A 16907-nucleotide genomic window follows, 5' to 3' on the forward strand; every position below is an offset into this window, starting at 1 on the left:
GTCAGTAGCAAAAACGATAAAAGGAGGCACAGTCTGTGTCTCCTTACAATTATTGCCGCTAGCTTATCACAGCTACGTGCTAGGTTTTATAGCCTGCTTGTCACTGCTTCGCATTTGCATGCGTTTACCCAACCACACCCCGAGTCCAAGTGGTGCAAAAAATACCACCAGCAAGAACAGCACAAAATAGAGGATTAAGCTTTTTAAGGTTTTGGTGAGCTCTTCAAACACCACTTTAACCGTTTGCTCCGAGATTGCTTCTAAGTCAACAGCCGCCGCAGCCCTTTCTCTGGCAACCATGGTTTCAAGCGCAACACGCTCATTTCTAACCATCAATTCTAATGCTTGTCGCTCAACAGAGAGCTGACTAAGTTTATCGTCAGTGGTCTCACTTAACTGTTCAAGCAATGGTGTAAGCTCTCGACGTAGATCAACTGCCAGTGCTTGCATCATCTCAGGGCTTTGAGCCATCAACTGCTGGAACTTAGCTGAAGTATTACTAATACTCATCAAGGTTGCTTGTACCTCTTCCGCGTTGATATTGGAGTGCAGGGCATATAACTCCGCTTTCCACCCAAGTATTTTTGGCATCTGCTCGGCGATCATTGCCATCCTGTCAGAGATATCACTCATCACCTCAGGCACGGTGCCAAACGTAGTTACCGCATCAAACTCATTGATCTCATTATATTCAAGCCAGTCGGTGAAGGCCGATTGGCGAGTAAACGACATATCTTTAATCGGATACTTGGCCACATACTGCTTTACGAATGCTTGATTCTTTTTAAAATTACTGGCACCAAAGTTTTTAATTGTTCGTTCAAACTGGTCTCTCAAACTATTGCTGACATCAATCGCTGCTTGTTGCTGCTCACCAAATACATTCTTGCCTGCACCCGCTTCAAAAAACTGCGCCATCTGTTCGGTGAATACCCATGTATCAACCATCGCTGCGGTCGGTGATGCTTGAAAGATGGTATGTTGCAAGTTTTGCTCGGCATTAATTTTCCACATTAAAGTGTTAGATTTGATTGGAATACTATCGCTATTTCGCTCTATCATATCAGCCGCACTTTCCACTTGGCTGTAGAATACAGTACTAAAATCGCGACTAAACACCCGCATGTTTAGCTGATCTTTTGGCAATGGTTCAATACCACTCTCAAGCTTTACCTCTAATAGCGAACAACCAGCCACTAACACGGCAATAACACTGACAAAGCAAAAGCGATACATCGCTCTCATAAAGCCTCCAAAAAATTGCAACATGCTGAATATTATATCTAAAGTGTGATTTCCGCGGATTCTATCACTGGTTAAGCTTGAGCACTACTTGTAAAGTTATGCACCAATAAATTTCATTTAACCAATTGATAAATAGTCAGTTATTACTAGATTACAAATCAAAGAGATAACCACTCACTTGTAACTCAATTCTAGCTAACTTACACTTCGACGCAAATTCGAACAAGTACACAATAAAATGCAATCACCCTGCGTAGCTCGTTGTGGGCTAAATGAAGATGATTACTGTATGGGATGCTATCGCCACATTGACGAAATTGTCGGTTGGGGTAGCGCCAGTGAAGAAAGAAAAGCGCAAGTCTGGTCAAAGCTTAAACAGCGTAAAGCTGACATGATCGATGGAGAGAATAGCGCGATTTTAAGCCGAGCCAAATGGTTAGAAGCTGAGGCTAGAATAGCTGACGCTGACAACAGCTCAACATAAAACAAAAAAGCCGCATTATGCGGCTTTTTCTATAATGTATGACTCTTCAATAAAGTCGATTACTTCTTGAGCATGCTTTTCAAGTCAGCAAACGGATTATAGGTTGCCGCATCCACCTTGGTTTCTGTCGTTGCACCATACTGAATCAACTCTTCAAATTTCGAATGTTCGTTGTCATGACAGTACAGACATAACAATTCCCAGTTCGAGCCGTCCGATGGGTTGTTATCGTGATTATGATCACGATGATGCACCGTTAATTCTCGTAAGTTGGCGTTGTTAAATTCACGAGTACAACGGCCACAAACCCAAGGGTAAAGCTTAAGCGCTTGCTCTCGGTAACCGGTTTCACGTTTAGCCTTATACTCTCTAGCTTCGGCCAGTACTTTATCTAACTTACTTTGTCCTGGTGCAGGCATTCACTTTATCTCATCTTGAATTAACACTTATGAGCTGGATTCTAACACTGAAAGTCATCTATACCCAAGCTTCTAAAGCTAGCTTTCTCGACTGTTTGGCCAACGTGATTACATTGACTATTTTAAGTCACACAATCTCCTAAATGCCGTGGCACTCAGGAGATATATACTTAGGTTACTTTGCCTCGTCGCCCATATATTCAGAGCTAGAAAGGTGCAAATAATGTAAGTATTTTTCGTACTGCGTTACCACGTCAGCCAACACCTGCTCTTGCGTAAAGCCCATTACATCGTAGTGTTGCCCGCCGTGCTCTAAGAACACTTCCACGCGGTAATACTCCGATCCACCCTCAGCAACTTCAGCAACCTCACTTTCAACCGGGTTGGTAATACTAAAAGCACGGATCCGCAAGCCATAGACAAAGTCATTATGCTCTTCATTAGCAATGATGAATCGAATTCTGTTTTCGAAATTCAATAACTCCGCCGAGACGCCTTTGCTATTAAAGGCTTCACAGGCTTTATTCAGCGCAGGTTTGGCAACTTTATCTAAAAATCCGAGCGCTTCATCTTCACTTGGATGCGACACCAAAACGTCAATATGATCTTCCCAACTAACATTGGTTTTAGTGAACTGCACACTGGTGTTATGTGACTGTACACTGCTGATTTTCAGCCAATCATCTTGCAGTGCCTTAAATAGTCCAAAGCACATTAATAACATGACAATCAAGAACGGTAAGGCACTAGCGACGGCAGCCGTTTGCAGAGCTTGTAAACCACCTGCAAGCAAAAGCACAGATGCTACAACTCCTTGCAGTAGAGCCCAGAAAATTCGCTGCCACACAGGTGCATTATGATCGCCCCCAGAGGTTAAGTTATCAATGACCAGCGAGCCAGAATCCGATGATGTCACAAAGAATGTCACCACTAAGCACAGTGCAATGGTCGACAACAATGTAGAGAATGGCATATGTTCAAAGAACACAAACAGCGCCACAGATACATCTGAAGACACCGCATCAGCAAGGTAAGTTGCACCTTGATTCATAATGGCGTCAATCGCCGTATTACCAAATACTGTCATCCACAAGAAGGTGAAAGCCGAAGGCACGAATAACACACCGATTAAGAATTCACGGATAGTCCGACCACGTGAAACACGCGCAATAAAGGTACCAACAAATGGTGACCATGAAATCCACCAGCCCCAATAAAGTAGGGTCCAGCCGCCAATCCAATCGTTCTTTTGCTCATAGGCGTAGAGATTGAATGTCTTGCCAACAATATCGCTTAGGTAGCCACCCGTGTTCTGCACAAACGACTGCAGCAGTTCAACCGTTGGACCGAATATCATGATAACAATCAACAGCAGCACCGCGAGACCTAAATTAAGCTCACTTAAGCGTTTAACTCCTTTGTCTAGCCCTGAAAATACCGACAAAGTCGCGATAATCGAGATCCCCACAATCAAGCCAACTTGCACGTAGGTGTTGACTGGTACACCTAACAAGTAATTAAGACCTGAGTTAACTTGCAGCACACCAAAACCAAGAGAGGTTGCGACACCGAACATGGTGCCTAATACCGCAAAGGTATCGACAGCATGACCAATCGGCCCATAAATACGCTCACCAATTAATGGGTAAAGTGCACTGCGTGGTAACAATGGTAACTTGTGACGATAAGAGAAATACGCCAAGCTTAATGCAACTACAGCATAGATAGCCCAAGCATGTATGCCCCAGTGGAAGAAGGTAATCTTCATCGCATCTTTAGCCGCTTGAATGGTCTCTGGGGTGGCATCAGGTGGCGCAAGATAATGCATCACAGGTTCAGCAACACCAAAGAACATCAAGCCTATACCCATTCCCGCAGAGAACAGCATCGCTATCCAGCTTTTATAGCTGTAATCGGGTTCAGAATGGTCTGGGCCGAGTTTAATGTCACCAAACCGTGACACCATAACGAAAATAACAAACAGTAAAAAAATCGCTACGCCTAAGATATAAAGCCAGCCAGCTTTAAGCTCAAACCAGGATTTAGTAATAGAGAACACTTCTTGGGCTTGTGTTGGCCAAATTGCACCAAACAGCACCATTACAGTAATAAGAAAAACAGAAGAGAAGAAAACAGGTGGATTAATACTCGATTTAATCGACATACAGTTACCGCAGTTAATGAAGTACGCGCTTCTATCTAGCTCGGCGCATACGTGGCCTACCAGAGATAAGAAGCTTATAGATTAATATAAGAATACACTGGCGGGATTATCATTTTGTGGTTAGGCCCGTGAGTTGTACTCACCAAAGTAATGCTTATGAAACCAATAGCCTGAAACTGTGTGAGTTTAGCTATTGAGCAACTTACATATTCCAAATTGCATTGAATAGCTCAACCCCAAATCTGCCATAACGGCCTGATCCAGCTATTTAATAGAATTTGTCTTTGATGATTAACGGTCACAAAATTCATCAACGATAATATATTATTTCCTGAGTTGAAGTTTTCGTCCAGCTCTCAAATACAAAAAAAACAGAAAAATGCTGTTTTTAAGGCTAAAAAACCAGCAGCAACAATCAATCTGTGGCGCTGGTCTCATATTTAAGTCGTTCGTGTCAGAGGCTATCTAGTCTGCAAAACGTCAAGGTTAAAAATTGAGGTCTTTTTCCATCTCTTCATAAGAGATATGGCGTACATCTTTACCTTTAACGTAATAGATAATGTATTCGCAAATGTTCTGACAGCGATCGCCGACACGCTCAACAGCGCGGGCAGCCCAAAGTACGTCTAGCACTTCAGGGATAGAGCGCGGATCGGCCATCATATAAGTCATCAATTGACGAATAATACCTTCATACTCTTGATCAAGCTTGATGTCCTCTTTATGCAATTCAAGCGCTACATCAGCGTCCATGCGAGCCAGTGCATCAAGTGTTGAGTGCAGTGTCCGAGTCGCATGACGCCCCATGTTCTCAATACTCACTAACAGTGGTTGCTGATTCTTAGAGCGCTTATCCATCGCTGCTTTAGCAATCTTCACGCAGGCATCGCCAATACGCTCTAAGTCGGTAATGGTTTTAGAGATAGCCAGCACCAAACGCAAATCACTGGCTGCAGGTTGGCGCTTAGCAATAATGCGGGTGCACTCTTCATCAATGGCCACTTCCATACCATTAACTTTATGGTCACCCTCTATCACTTTTTGCGCCAATTCAGAATCCAGTGCCGCTAACGCATCAAGCGACTGCTCAAGTTGACGTTCAACCAAGCCGCCCATGGTTAATACTCGGTTGCGAATATCATCTAATTCAGCATTAAACTGACCAGAGATATGTTTATTTAAATTCATGTTTTCCATTGCAATAAACCCTATCAGTTCAATTTATCCGTAACGGCCAGTAATATAATCTTCGGTCTTTTTCTTACGCGGCGTAGTAAAAATAGTGTTGGTGTCGGCATATTCAACCAGCTCGCCCATGTACATAAAGGCGGTTTGATCTGACACCCTTGCAGCCTGCTGCATGTTATGGGTCACGATAACCACGGTGTACTTAGATTTAAGTTCAGTGATCAACTCTTCAATGGTTAATGTAGAGATAGGATCAAGTGCCGATGTCGGTTCATCGAGCAGTAACACTTCAGGTTCAATCGCAATCGCTCGCGCGATAACCAAACGCTGCTGCTGACCACCAGATAAACCAAATGCATTGTCATGTAGTCTGTCTTTTACTTCGTCCCAAATTGCTGCGCCACGCAGTGAACGCTCAGCAGCATCATCTAAATCACGACGATTATTAACCCCTTGAAGGCGAAGTCCATAAACCACATTCTCATAAATCGATTTAGGAAATGGGTTTGGGCGCTGGAATACCATACCTACGTTACGACGCAATGCCGCCACATCAACTTTTTTGTCGTAGATATTCTGACCATGCAGCAAAATCTCACCACTGGTATGACAGTTATCAACTAAGTCATTCATACGGTTAATACAGCGCAGTAGCGTTGATTTACCACAACCACTTGGGCCAATAAAGGCGGTGACCTTTTTCTTAGGGATATGCATAGACACATCAAACAGTGCCTGTTTATCACCATATTTAAGATTTAAGTCACGGATCTCTAATGCCGTATCTTCTTTGCTTAAGTTTTCTAGGTCTAGCATGTCAGTCTTCATTACCGATTGATCTATTGAAATCATGTTGTTTCCTATCACTAAGGATAATCGTCAATTAATGCTCAAGCGAACGATATTTTTCGCGTAAGTGGTTTCGGACACCAATGGCAGTTAAGTTTAACGCCACAATCACCGAGACCAAAAGGAAGGAAGTAGCGTATACCAAAGGACGCGCCGCTTCTACGTTAGGGCTTTGGAATCCAACATCATAGATATGGAAACCTAAGTGCATGAACTTTCGCTCTAAATGCACAAATGGGAAATTCATGTCGATAGGCAGTGTTGGTGCCAGCTTAACCACGCCAACCAGCATCAAAGGGGCCACCTCACCCGCCGCTCGTGCTACCGCTAAAATTAATCCAGTCATAATGGCAGGGCTTGCCATTGGAATAATAATTCGCCATAGAGTCTCAGCTTTCGTCGCACCTAGTGCCAAACTACCTTGACGTACCGAACTAGGAATACGGCTTAAGCCCTCCTCAGTCGATACAATCACCACCGGCAAGGTCAAAATAGCCAGTGTTAATGCCGACCAGATAACACCAGGCGAGCCAAAGGTTGGCGCTGGTAGTGCTTCAGGGTAAAACAGTTGGTCAATCGAGCCACCAAACATATAAACAAAGAAACCTAAACCAAATACACCGTAAACGATAGAAGGGACACCCGCTAAATTAATGACCGCAATACGGATCATCTTAGTAACGGGTCCTTTCTTAGCGTATTCATGCAGGTAGATTGCAGCGATAACGCCAAACGGAGTCACGATTACCGCCATCAACATCACCATAAATACGGTGCCAAAAATAGCAGGGAACACGCCACCTTCCGTATTGGCTTCACGTGGGTCATCGCTGACAAACTTACCAATACCGATGAACCAGTGGCCAACTTTACCTAAAATGCCAAGTCGATTTGCGTAGGTGACATCTAAAATCGTATCGAGTTTAAGCACAACCTCTTCACCGCGCATGTCTCGAATAATGACAGAGTCACGACCAGCTTCGGTTTTAAGAGCAAAGAACTCTTTTTCGACAATCTGATACTGTGCGTTAAGTTTGGCCCTTTGCGATTCAATGTCAGCTTTACGGCTCTCGGTGAGCGCGTTATTTAACTCATATTTGCGTGACTTTAAGCGCAGGTTCTCCAGCTCATAGTTTATGGTGCCAATATCGCCTTTTTGAATATCAAGCGCTTTATCGTTTAGCGCGACTGCACGCTCGATATGTTCAGCAAAAGCAGATTCAATATTATCTGGGGTTAAACGTTTACCATCTTCAATGATCCCAACAGGGTAACCATAAAAATCGCCATTTTTACTCCGTTCAATCACCGCGATATCATTAGGCTTAGAACGCGAAATAATATCAGTCTCCATAACCCAGCGAAAATCTAAGCTGACGAATTCGCGGTTACCGGTTTTAATCAGGTAGCGAGTAACGGTATCACCCACATCCGCATCAAAGGTGTGACCAGCAGAAAGTAGACGCTCAACAGGCACTTCTTCCCTGTCGTAAACTTCACCGATAATGGTGGAGCGCACATTATTTTGATCTTCTATCTCCCACTGATAAATATCAGCAGGCCAGAAGTAACTTAAACCACGCCATGCGATAAGCAACAGCAATCCAAGTACTGCAATTAGACATACGCTGACAGCGCCGCTGGTCATCCAAATCCACGGAGAACCAGACTTAAACCACTTACCCATTAGCTAAACCTCTTACGGCCACAAGCGACTTCTTATTGATTAAAAACATATTCAGTATCATCTCAACATCCATATAAATAAGCGGTTACAGTGAGCTATAGCGTTCACGTAGACGTTGTCTCACCACTTCAGCAATCGTGTTGAAGAAGAAGGTAAAGATAAACAGTACAAATGCTGCAAGGAACAATACGCGGTAGTGAGAACTGCCAATGGCAGACTCTGGCATCTCAACAGCGATGTTGGCAGCTAGCGTTCTCATCCCTTCGAAAACACTCCACTCCATAATCGCGGTGTTACCTGTGGCCATCAGCACAATCATGGTTTCGCCGACTGCACGGCCAAGTCCCATCATTACCGCGGAGAAAATACCAGGGCTTGCAGTCAGTAGCACAACTCTGGTCAATGTTTGCCATGTGGTTGCGCCCAATGCCAAACTACCGTTTGAGAGGTGACGAGGCACAGAGAACACTGCATCTTCTGCAATTGAGAAAATAGTCGGAATCACCGCAAAGCCCATCGCTATTCCCACCACAAGGGCGTTACGTTGATCAAAGGTGATGCCAAGCTCATTAGTAATGAACATACGGGTGTCGCCACCAAAGAATGCCGATTCCAGGCTTGGGCTGATTGCAAATGAGAACCAACCGATAAACAGGATCACAGGAATAAGCATGATCTCTTGATAAGTATCAGGCAGACGCTGCTTCCACTTTGCAGGTAATTTATGCCAAGCATATGCACTGGACAATACTGAAGCTGGCAGCAACACCAGCAGGGTCAATATTCCGGGCAAGTTATCTTCAATCAGCGGCGCTAACCAAAGACCCGCTAAGAAGCCAAGAATAACGGTTGGCAGAGCTTCCATAATTTCAATGGTCGGCTTAACAATAGCGCGCACTTTAGGCGACATGAAGTAGGCAGTGTAAACCGCGCCAGCAATTGCCAGTGGTGTAGCAAACAACATGGCATATAGCGCCGCCTTCATGGTTCCAAATGCTAATGGCATCAAGCTTAATTTAGCCTCAAAGTCATCTGAACCCGATGTAGACTGCCATACATATTTAGGCTCAGGGTAACCTTCGTACCACACCTTACTCCACATTGCGCTCCACGACACTTCAGGGTGGGTATTGGAAACACTAAACAAGTTTAACTTGCCACCAGCTTCAACAACCAATGCATTTGAACGTGGGCTAAAGCCAATTGTGCCAGGGTTTTTAAGGTCAAACTTTTCAGAGAACAGTTCACGCTGACTGGTGGTGTAAAGCAGGCTTAGATTGCCATCATCGGTGATGGTAACAAAGCTTTTACGATAAAATTCTGAGGCAACACTCTTAATACCTGCGTGATTGTCGAAATCACGGATCTCTTGGTATTGACGTCCTTGATCACCATTAACTTGAAAATATTGCTGCACTAGGCCGCTATCGTAGCTAACAAGCAAAGAGCTTGCTCCCGCCAATAAACTCACGTTAGTGACTTTGGCTTTAGCACGTCCCAGTTCTAGTACTTGTCTAAGGCTGACAGCTTCAGCATCACGAATATCATAAACAAATAGCTTGTCACCCGAGCTCAATATTAGTTGGCGTTGATCTGGAGTCATCAATTGCTGCTGCACGTTCACTGGAGCATCAGGAATGGTACCAGAATAAGAAACCCACTCGACCTCTTCGGTCATCATGTTCTCTTCGCCTTCTTGACGAGAGATGCGCCATACTTTGTTATCATCTTGATAAACAAAGCTCATTTTATCGCTGCTGTAATCGAATGCTAAATGGTTAAGGGCATGTCCATCTGCATCAACGGTCAATGGCGCACTACCATTATAAAAACGAAGCTTAGGGGTGATAAGACGTTTGTTATCTGGGTATGTGACCCCAAATTCAACCCCTGCAATAATCACTTGCCCATTGCTTAAGCCAAGTGCAAAACGCTGCTCACTCGGCATTGCCGCAGAACTACTTACCACATGAGAGCCAGCAGGCGTATTTATCTGTTCCGTTCTAACTAGCTGCGATGTTTGTGTATCAAAAAAATCCACTTTACCCAGTTGTGATACACGGTACATCACTTCGTTTTGTTCATCGCTGCCAACCATTAATGCTGGTTTGCTATCGTGATAATCAGCGCTAGCAACAGGGGCTACCTCAGCGCTATCAAATATCGGCTTAACCACATAAAGTAGGTAAAAGAAGATCAGTAGCAAGGCCACAAAAACCATAGTACCACCTACGGTGACACCAACTTGGGCTGCTTTGTCCATGATTGCTCTGCGCGAAGTACCATTGTTTATCAATAGGTTTTTTGCAGCAGATCCAGGCTGAGATACCTGAGTTTCCATTAAGAACCTCGATTATTAAAAAGCCAGCAAAATAAACTGGGCTTGTATCAACGACTATGCTAACTGTAGTGTTACCAAATAAGCACTACAGTGACGTATTCTAATGTGGTGCATTATATGACGCAAAAATGACACTAGTGTTACAGTGGTTAACTTATTAATTAATGGAGCTATATCAGTATGTTAAGGTATCTAGTTACGCTACAAGCAACAGATAGAGAGGGCTTAGTCGAACAAATAGCCCATGCAGTTAGCCATCATGGCGGTAATTGGTTAGATTCTGAGCTACGTCATATCGATGGTATTTTTGCTGCCATCTTATTACTTGAGGTACCTTCTGCTCATTGGGATGAGCTCATTGAAACCTTGGAAAGTTTGGAAGGTGTGGCGTTAACCTTTGCAAAAACAAAAAAAGTCGCCGATAAAGTTACCCACCTAAGTTACTCTTTAGTCGCTTACGACAGACCGGGGCTCGTGCATGAGATCTCAAATAAAATCAGTGCACTTGGCATTAATATCGAGCACATGAGTACCCGGTACGAGAGTGCCAGTCACACAGGTATTGCGCTGTTTAGAGCAGAATTTAATGTCGGCCTTAAAGATGCAAGCCATGAAGATAAGTTAACCGAAGCCTTGCATGCTATTGGTGATGATGTGGTATTAGATAACCTTACGGCTTAAGTAATTTATGCCGACCTTGCAGCATATTTATAAAAAAGGCAGTCAAGTTACAATTTGACTGCCTTTATTCATTGCGACATCAAAATTACGCCTGAACTAATGATTAGTCCGTTGCTCACGGTTATAGCGCTCCACTACGTCACGAGCTCTGCTCACTTTGATTTCTTGTAATAGAATGTGAAACAACCCTATGATGACTAGGCTCAATATGACCCCATAGAAAGGTTTATTGTGCAATATGCTAAAAATTGACAAACCTAATATTAAGCCGTTTGAAAGCAGCGCCGCTATCGCCCGTGTATGAATAACATACCTTGCTTTAGCAAAATCATATTCGACTTGTGCACGGCACAAATCTCCCAAGTTAATTGTTAGCCTGCCGTTTTTAGCGGTAACATCGAAGCCACTTATCTCAAGCTCATCCTTAAGCTGTTGTTCACCAATCGGAAAATCTACCTTAGCGATATCATCCTTAATCATTTAACCCTCCTTTGACTCGATGCTAACTCATCATTAGCCGGCGTTAACTAATATCAATCAGTACAAGCATTAATAATTAAACAATGCCCGTACTGATTTCTGCACCACCATCCGGGCATGCAGCACAGTCACCGTGCATAATAAGCACTGATGACAAGCTCACTTCATGTAGTTTTCTCACTACAAACAGCGTAGCTGTAACCCTAATCCGCAATAAAAAATAAAACACTTAATCATCGCTTTCATGATAAAAATAAACAATAGCAATCGATAAAACCATTCCAGATAGCAACAAACAATCTGTTAGACTGTTCTAAAACCTAATAAGAAAGTAATGTCATGCTTGGAACACTCAGAAAAATGCGCAGTCACCTTGATGAAAATCAACAGGTGCAATATCAATTACCCGTCGGTGAAGAGTTACTTGATTTAAACCCACTTATCGGCTCTGAAATAACCCTGACACACACAGGAAAAATACTCTGTTGTAATTGCGGTAAAAAAACCAAGAAGAGTTATTCGCAAGGCCATTGCTACGTCTGTATGCAAAAGCTTGCCAGTTGCGATATGTGTATTATGAAACCCGAAACCTGCCATTTTGCCGCTGGAACATGTCGTGAGCCATCTTGGGGCGAGGCAAACTGTTTTGTGCCGCATTATGTTTATTTATCTAATACTTCAGGTGTTAAAGTAGGTATTACCCGCCATACGCAGTTGCCAACACGTTGGATAGATCAAGGCGCAACTCAAGGTTTACCGATCTTCAAAGTCGAGACCCGGTTAATTTCAGGTCTAGTTGAAACCGCATTAGCTGAGATGATTGCAGATAAAACCAATTGGCGCACGATGCTTAAAGGGAATGCAGATGATCTCGACCTTAAAACCCAAGCACAAACACTGATCCCGCAGATAGCTGAGCGCTTAGCTGAAATTACCGCCGAGCACGGTGAGTATGCTGTGACTCAACTTGATGAGCCTATCCAACAAATTAATTTCCCAGTAAGCGAGTTCCCAACCAAAATTGCTTCGCATAATTTCGATAAGAACCCTGAAGTCTCTGGCGTGTTAAAAGGCATTAAAGGTCAGTACTTAATCTTTGATACCGGCGTGATTAATATCCGTAAATTTGGCTCTTACGAAATCAGTATCTCTTATTAGTACAAATAGAGTGCAATGAGCATACAAAAACGCCCTGTTCTAATACCAAACAGTAACCAGGGCGTTTTACTAGCGATATTCTATATCATTAAACGGTAGGAATCGGTTTCAACATCGTCGATAGTAACTGATCAAATCGCTGCTCTCTATTGGCAGGCTTTTTATCTAACTCAGTAAAGCCTTGTGCTAATACGCGCCAGATTGGTTGTGGATTATGAGGAGAGAACAAAGCAACCAGCACCGAACCTTTCTCGTATTTATCATCCACACCTTGAGTCGATAAACCAGCGACTAAACCCGCGCGCTTTAATATCTCTTTATCACTCATCTCCGACTCCAACGCTAAGCCAAACCCAACCAGTATATTGGGTGCTTCATGGGCAGCTGCCTGTCGGTAGCCTTTGGCTAGCATAGCTTTTGAAATGGCACTTTTCATATGTGCAACCACCACTTGTTTATTCACTTCATCATTTGCATGAACCGCAAGCATAGTTGGGTGCCAATCGAAAACCTTAGTGGAACTATTAATGACAGACAGATCTCCAGAGGTAACCATTGTGGTTCGAATGACCTGCAACTCTTCTGTCGGTTGAGAGCTACAACCAGTCAGCGCCATGAGTCCAAGCAATATTGCGGTAATATAGTGTTTAGTCATATGTTTTAAATTCCATCTCTTCATGTGCGTGACAGGTTAACATCTGAAACATTAACCTAACCTGACCTAATAACAATTGCACCTATTATCTCTGTTTAGCGATTCTGGATTAATTCAGGTACATGGCTAATTGATTGGTATAAATGCAGGATAAAAAGAAGCAATAGAAAAAATGAAAAGCAAAAAGCCGGCTTATATCGCGCCGGCTTTAATACAGGGTTCGTTCACTTTAGTGGTTAGTTTTGCACACTAACAACCAAGCTTGCCCCAGTGCTAGATGGCGCGCCTTCAGCACTAATATAGTACCAACCGCTAGCTGGATTGTTGATTGTTAATGTTTCAGCATTGCCACTATTTTCAGACTTAACTTCATAGGAAGACGCACTTGCCCATGTGCGGCTATCTCCATATAAGTTGACGTCACCGCTACCATTACCACTCTTTACTGTCACTTCTGTCGCACCGTTTGGTATATAGAAGTAGTAGCTAGCATTCCCATCAGCAATACAGATTGCATCATCGGCATTAAGTCCGCCGTAGCTGTATGGATTTTCTGTTGCACAAGCATCTTCAACAACAGGTATTGGTGTCACTGGATCGCCACCACCATTATCAGGGTTACTACCAGTCGGTGCAGTCTCGCTTACCGTAATGCTAACGCCTTGGTATTCAGAAACAGCCACAAGACTGATATAAACCCAACCGCGATTAGCTGTCACACTCACTAGCTCTTTGTTTCCGACATTTTCAGACTTAGCAGTATAGCTATTTACATCTGCCCAAGTATTTTGGTTGAAGTAAACATTAACGTCTCCGCTTCCTCCCGCTGTTGAGATATACAGTGGTGTATTGTCTGCATCGACATAAGTGTAGTAAGAGTTACGCCCAGTCCCTGATACACAATACGCATTATCAGCAACTAGGTTACCGCCAGTAATAGTCGTCACACCGCAGTCTTCTACTGGCGTTGTGCCATTATCAGTGTCTGCATTGTCACCGATACCGTCACCATCTGAATCCGCCCACTCTGAAGAGTCGTTAGGGAAAACATCGCTGTTATCACCTACACCATCACCATCAGTATCCTTCGTTTCAGTTGCATCGGTTGGGAATGCATCAGCATTATCACCCACGCCGTCACCGTCGGTATCTTTAGTTTCATTTGGATCTTGTGGGAAAGCATCTTCGCTATCAATAACACCATCACCATCACTATCTGTCGGTGGCGTAACCCCAGTATCAATGCCAGTATTGTTGCTCGTTACAGTTGCAAGCCAAGTATTCCACTCTGCATCATAGTACTGACCTATATTACTGTTAATGTAAGTTAACCAGCTAGTCGTATTCCCTGCACGAGCATGAACCAGCAATTCGTCAACATCAGCGCGGTGATTTTCAAACATGAAGCGCACGGCTAAATAGCCCCAGCTATATACTCGCTCACTGCCACTGTCATAATCATTGGCTAGAATTTCACTTAGTGTATACGTTTGAGCACGAGCCAAAGCAATGACATCATCATTACGGTTTTGCTTAGAAATATATTCAGCTAAACCTTCAGTCCACCAAACTGACTTGTCTGTCTTATTATTAAAATGACTAAATGAACCGTATAAATTAAAGCGACCATCAAGATAATGTACATATTCATGGCCTAAGTTCCACACAAGTACATCATCAAGCCAGGTGGCTTCATGGGCGATAAAGCGTGCCTGATTGCCTTGCTGAGACGGCGTGCCCTCTAGATACATGCCACCATTGTCAGTACTAATACCAAAAATAGTTCCAGCGAAGTCTTTATAATCTGCAGTACTGTTGAAGATATTCACTTCGAGGTTGGTGTTGTAGTCATCAGCGACAGGTTGATTGCCAGTCCCAAGAACATTGTGAAACAGAACCTCCTCTTCGCCCATAAGGTCACAAGATTGTTGTAGCTCTGAAGTTGTCATCTGCTGTGCGCGTATGGCGATGGTACTGCTACAGCTGTAATCAACTGACAATACATTCGCTTCAAGATTTTCTTTCCAGTTACAGACACCAAACTGTTGGCAATCATTCGGATTGTAATAAGAGAGGTAATCAGCGGCATTCGCCCACTCAGCACTGTAAAGTTCAAACTTGTCTTTATAAGCAACTGTACCGTTATTCAAGCGTGTTTTAAAACTGGCCGACAAATTATTGTCTTTGTGATGTACATAGAATCGAGCAAACTCACTAAACGCGTCTTTAGATTGAAAATCTGAAGATGAGTTAATTATATAGTCAGCTGTTGCCACTTTACGCAATGCATCAAGCAACTCGCCATATCCTTCAGCCGCTTGACTAAATCGAGTATCATTGCGTGCATAATATAGCGTTGTTAATGCTTTAGTGAGCGCTTTACTATGTTGTGCATTAGCTAAGTGAGCAGAGTTAAACCCATCTAAATAGCGAGTAATACTTGGCACACTTTCCTTATAACTACCAGCGTTACCCCAAGCAATGAAAAACTCGGTCAGTGTTTCAGCCTGCATAGTACTAGTATCAATAAAGTAAGGATTTGTTCCATACGCAACCAATACATCAGTCACCGCGTTCGCTGCACTCGTATCTGTGTAAGTTAAGCTATCGTTATAATATTCAACGTAAAATGCAGCACGTAAAAACGTGATGAGCTTGAGCATCTCATCACCATTACTGCTATCGTAACTCGCCGCTATATTGAGTGCTCTACTAGCAACATCAACCACGTTTTGGCTTTGGTAAACTGCAACTGAAGTTTCGTCATTATCAAACAGCTGATTAATACACGACATGTCCACGGTGCGGACATGATCAAATAATGCCTGACCGCTCAAACTAGCAAATCGGCTATAATCGGTACATTGCACCTCGGCTTGTGGGCCCGCAGCCCCTTTGAGCCCCCTTTGTCCACTCGCACCTTCAACTTTTGCCTTTTCTTCGCCCTTTTTTGCTTCTGGCAAATACTCTTTTTGATTAATCTCAGCTCCATCACCACCAGGAATGTTATCACCACGTTCAAATCTATGAGCAGGTTGCTCAATGTGAGCTGGTTTTTCGGCAATTTTTGTCGGACTAGGCTTGTCATTTGCCATGCTCATAGCCGGAAAAAGTGCTGCAGAACATGCGATAGCCAATACATGCGCTTTAAAAGTCTTATCTTGCTTTGATTTCTTCAATAGTTGTTGCATAAATTACTCCGCTTACTGTGGTAAATCTGCATCAATCACCTAATTCAGGGAAGTGAGTTAATGGAATACTCAAAGGTATTCATTGCCACGCTTATAGTTTTATTGTTAACACTATTTAACAAATATGTAACAGTGCAGATACAACCTATAATTTATATTGTATACAGTCAACATTGAGGGGGAAATTACTTATAAGAAAACACACTTATTGGCAATAAATATTGTAATTGGCAGAAGATTAAAGACATTAAAATACTGTAATAGCTTTCAGTTACGTATGTGCAAAAAACAAAATGAGTGCCGAAAAATAGAGGTAACTCATTATAAATAGTAAGCTAATCATATTTAGACTGAGGAAGCATTGA

At 43.1% G+C, this 16907-nt stretch carries 13 protein-coding genes; 3 read left to right on the plus strand and 10 right to left on the minus strand.

What is annotated here, in order from left to right; genetic code table 11:
* Positions 1–72: 72 nt before the first annotated feature.
* Positions 73–1245 (minus strand): chemotaxis protein, encoded by a 1173-nt coding sequence (locus L2730_RS05910; RefSeq protein WP_248973743.1) that lies wholly within the window; start codon positions 1243–1245, stop codon positions 73–75.
* A 238-nt stretch (positions 1246–1483) separates the two neighbouring features.
* Here L2730_RS05910 and L2730_RS05915 point away from each other — a divergent pair, with 238 nt between their 5' ends.
* Positions 1484–1729 (plus strand): DUF1289 domain-containing protein, encoded by a 246-nt coding sequence (locus L2730_RS05915; RefSeq protein ID WP_248973744.1) that lies wholly within the window; start codon positions 1484–1486, stop codon positions 1727–1729.
* A 59-nt stretch (positions 1730–1788) separates the two neighbouring features.
* Here the strand turns inward: L2730_RS05915 and L2730_RS05920 are convergent, their stop codons facing one another.
* The 6 genes from L2730_RS05920 to L2730_RS05945 all read right to left on the minus strand — a co-directional run bounded on the left by L2730_RS05920 (position 1789) and on the right by L2730_RS05945 (position 10377).
* Positions 1789–2148 (minus strand): YajD family HNH nuclease, encoded by a 360-nt coding sequence (locus tag L2730_RS05920; protein WP_248973745.1) that lies wholly within the window; start codon positions 2146–2148, stop codon positions 1789–1791.
* A 175-nt stretch (positions 2149–2323) separates the two neighbouring features.
* Entirely contained in the window at positions 2324–4312 is a 1989-nt protein-coding gene (locus L2730_RS05925) for a BCCT family transporter (protein ID WP_248973746.1), read from the minus strand.
* A gap of 486 nt (positions 4313–4798) precedes the next feature.
* Positions 4799–5509, minus strand: a complete 711-nt coding sequence (phoU, locus tag L2730_RS05930) for a phosphate signaling complex protein PhoU (protein WP_020913395.1) — start codon at positions 5507–5509, stop codon at positions 4799–4801.
* Between the two features lie 24 nt (positions 5510–5533).
* Positions 5534–6352 carry a phosphate ABC transporter ATP-binding protein PstB gene (gene pstB / locus L2730_RS05935; RefSeq protein WP_020913396.1) on the minus strand — a complete coding sequence of 273 codons (819 nt, stop codon included), beginning with the start codon at positions 6350–6352 and terminating at the stop codon, positions 5534–5536.
* Positions 6353–6383: 31 nt separating this feature from the next.
* Positions 6384–8036, minus strand: a complete 1653-nt coding sequence (pstA, locus tag L2730_RS05940; protein WP_248973747.1) for a phosphate ABC transporter permease PstA — start codon at positions 8034–8036, stop codon at positions 6384–6386.
* 85 nt (positions 8037–8121) lie between these two features.
* Entirely contained in the window at positions 8122–10377 is a 2256-nt protein-coding gene (locus L2730_RS05945; protein ID WP_248973748.1) for an ABC transporter permease subunit, read from the minus strand.
* Positions 10378–10557: 180 nt separating this feature from the next.
* On the opposite strand from L2730_RS05945, the gene L2730_RS05950 reads away from it, so the two are divergent.
* Positions 10558–11058, plus strand: a complete 501-nt coding sequence (locus tag L2730_RS05950; protein ID WP_248973749.1) for a glycine cleavage system transcriptional repressor — start codon at positions 10558–10560, stop codon at positions 11056–11058.
* Positions 11059–11154: 96 nt separating this feature from the next.
* Here L2730_RS05950 and L2730_RS05955 read toward each other — a convergent pair whose 3' ends face one another.
* On the minus strand, positions 11155–11538 hold the full coding sequence (locus tag L2730_RS05955) for a hypothetical protein (RefSeq protein WP_248973750.1): 384 nt from the start codon (positions 11536–11538) through the stop codon (positions 11155–11157).
* Positions 11539–11877: 339 nt separating this feature from the next.
* On the opposite strand from L2730_RS05955, the gene L2730_RS05960 reads away from it, so the two are divergent.
* Positions 11878–12696 carry a DUF2797 domain-containing protein gene (locus L2730_RS05960; RefSeq protein WP_248973751.1) on the plus strand — a complete coding sequence of 273 codons (819 nt, stop codon included), beginning with the start codon at positions 11878–11880 and terminating at the stop codon, positions 12694–12696.
* An 88-nt stretch (positions 12697–12784) separates the two neighbouring features.
* Here the strand turns inward: L2730_RS05960 and L2730_RS05965 are convergent, their stop codons facing one another.
* Both L2730_RS05965 and L2730_RS05970 read right to left on the minus strand, forming a co-directional pair.
* Positions 12785–13351, minus strand: coding sequence for a DUF4136 domain-containing protein (locus L2730_RS05965; protein WP_248973752.1), 567 nt, complete (start codon positions 13349–13351; stop codon positions 12785–12787).
* Positions 13352–13587: 236 nt separating this feature from the next.
* Positions 13588–16542, minus strand: coding sequence for a M9 family metallopeptidase (locus L2730_RS05970; RefSeq protein WP_248973753.1), 2955 nt, complete (start codon positions 16540–16542; stop codon positions 13588–13590).
* Positions 16543–16907 lie beyond the last annotated feature (365 nt).

The sequence above is a fragment of the Shewanella kaireitica genome (assembly GCF_023284045.1).
Classification (GTDB): Bacteria; Pseudomonadota; Gammaproteobacteria; order Enterobacterales; family Shewanellaceae; genus Shewanella; species Shewanella kaireitica.

Coding starts and splice junctions, on each gene's coding strand:
- L2730_RS05970 (WP_248973753.1), bottom strand. CDS start 16,542: ATGCAACAACTATTGAAGAAATCAAAGCAAGATAAGACTTTTAAAGCG.
- L2730_RS05960 (WP_248973751.1), top strand. CDS start 11,878: ATGCTTGGAACACTCAGAAAAATGCGCAGTCACCTTGATGAAAATCAA.
- L2730_RS05920 (WP_248973745.1), bottom strand. CDS start 2,148: ATGCCTGCACCAGGACAAAGTAAGTTAGATAAAGTACTGGCCGAAGCT.
- L2730_RS05915 (WP_248973744.1), top strand. CDS start 1,484: ATGCAATCACCCTGCGTAGCTCGTTGTGGGCTAAATGAAGATGATTAC.
- L2730_RS05925 (WP_248973746.1), bottom strand. CDS start 4,312: ATGTCGATTAAATCGAGTATTAATCCACCTGTTTTCTTCTCTTCTGTT.
- phoU (WP_020913395.1), bottom strand. CDS start 5,509: ATGGAAAACATGAATTTAAATAAACATATCTCTGGTCAGTTTAATGCT.
- L2730_RS05910 (WP_248973743.1), bottom strand. CDS start 1,245: ATGAGAGCGATGTATCGCTTTTGCTTTGTCAGTGTTATTGCCGTGTTA.
- L2730_RS05945 (WP_248973748.1), bottom strand. CDS start 10,377: ATGGAAACTCAGGTATCTCAGCCTGGATCTGCTGCAAAAAACCTATTG.
- L2730_RS05955 (WP_248973750.1), bottom strand. CDS start 11,538: ATGATTAAGGATGATATCGCTAAGGTAGATTTTCCGATTGGTGAACAA.
- L2730_RS05965 (WP_248973752.1), bottom strand. CDS start 13,351: ATGACTAAACACTATATTACCGCAATATTGCTTGGACTCATGGCGCTG.
- pstA (WP_248973747.1), bottom strand. CDS start 8,036: ATGGGTAAGTGGTTTAAGTCTGGTTCTCCGTGGATTTGGATGACCAGC.
- L2730_RS05950 (WP_248973749.1), top strand. CDS start 10,558: ATGTTAAGGTATCTAGTTACGCTACAAGCAACAGATAGAGAGGGCTTA.
- pstB (WP_020913396.1), bottom strand. CDS start 6,352: ATGATTTCAATAGATCAATCGGTAATGAAGACTGACATGCTAGACCTA.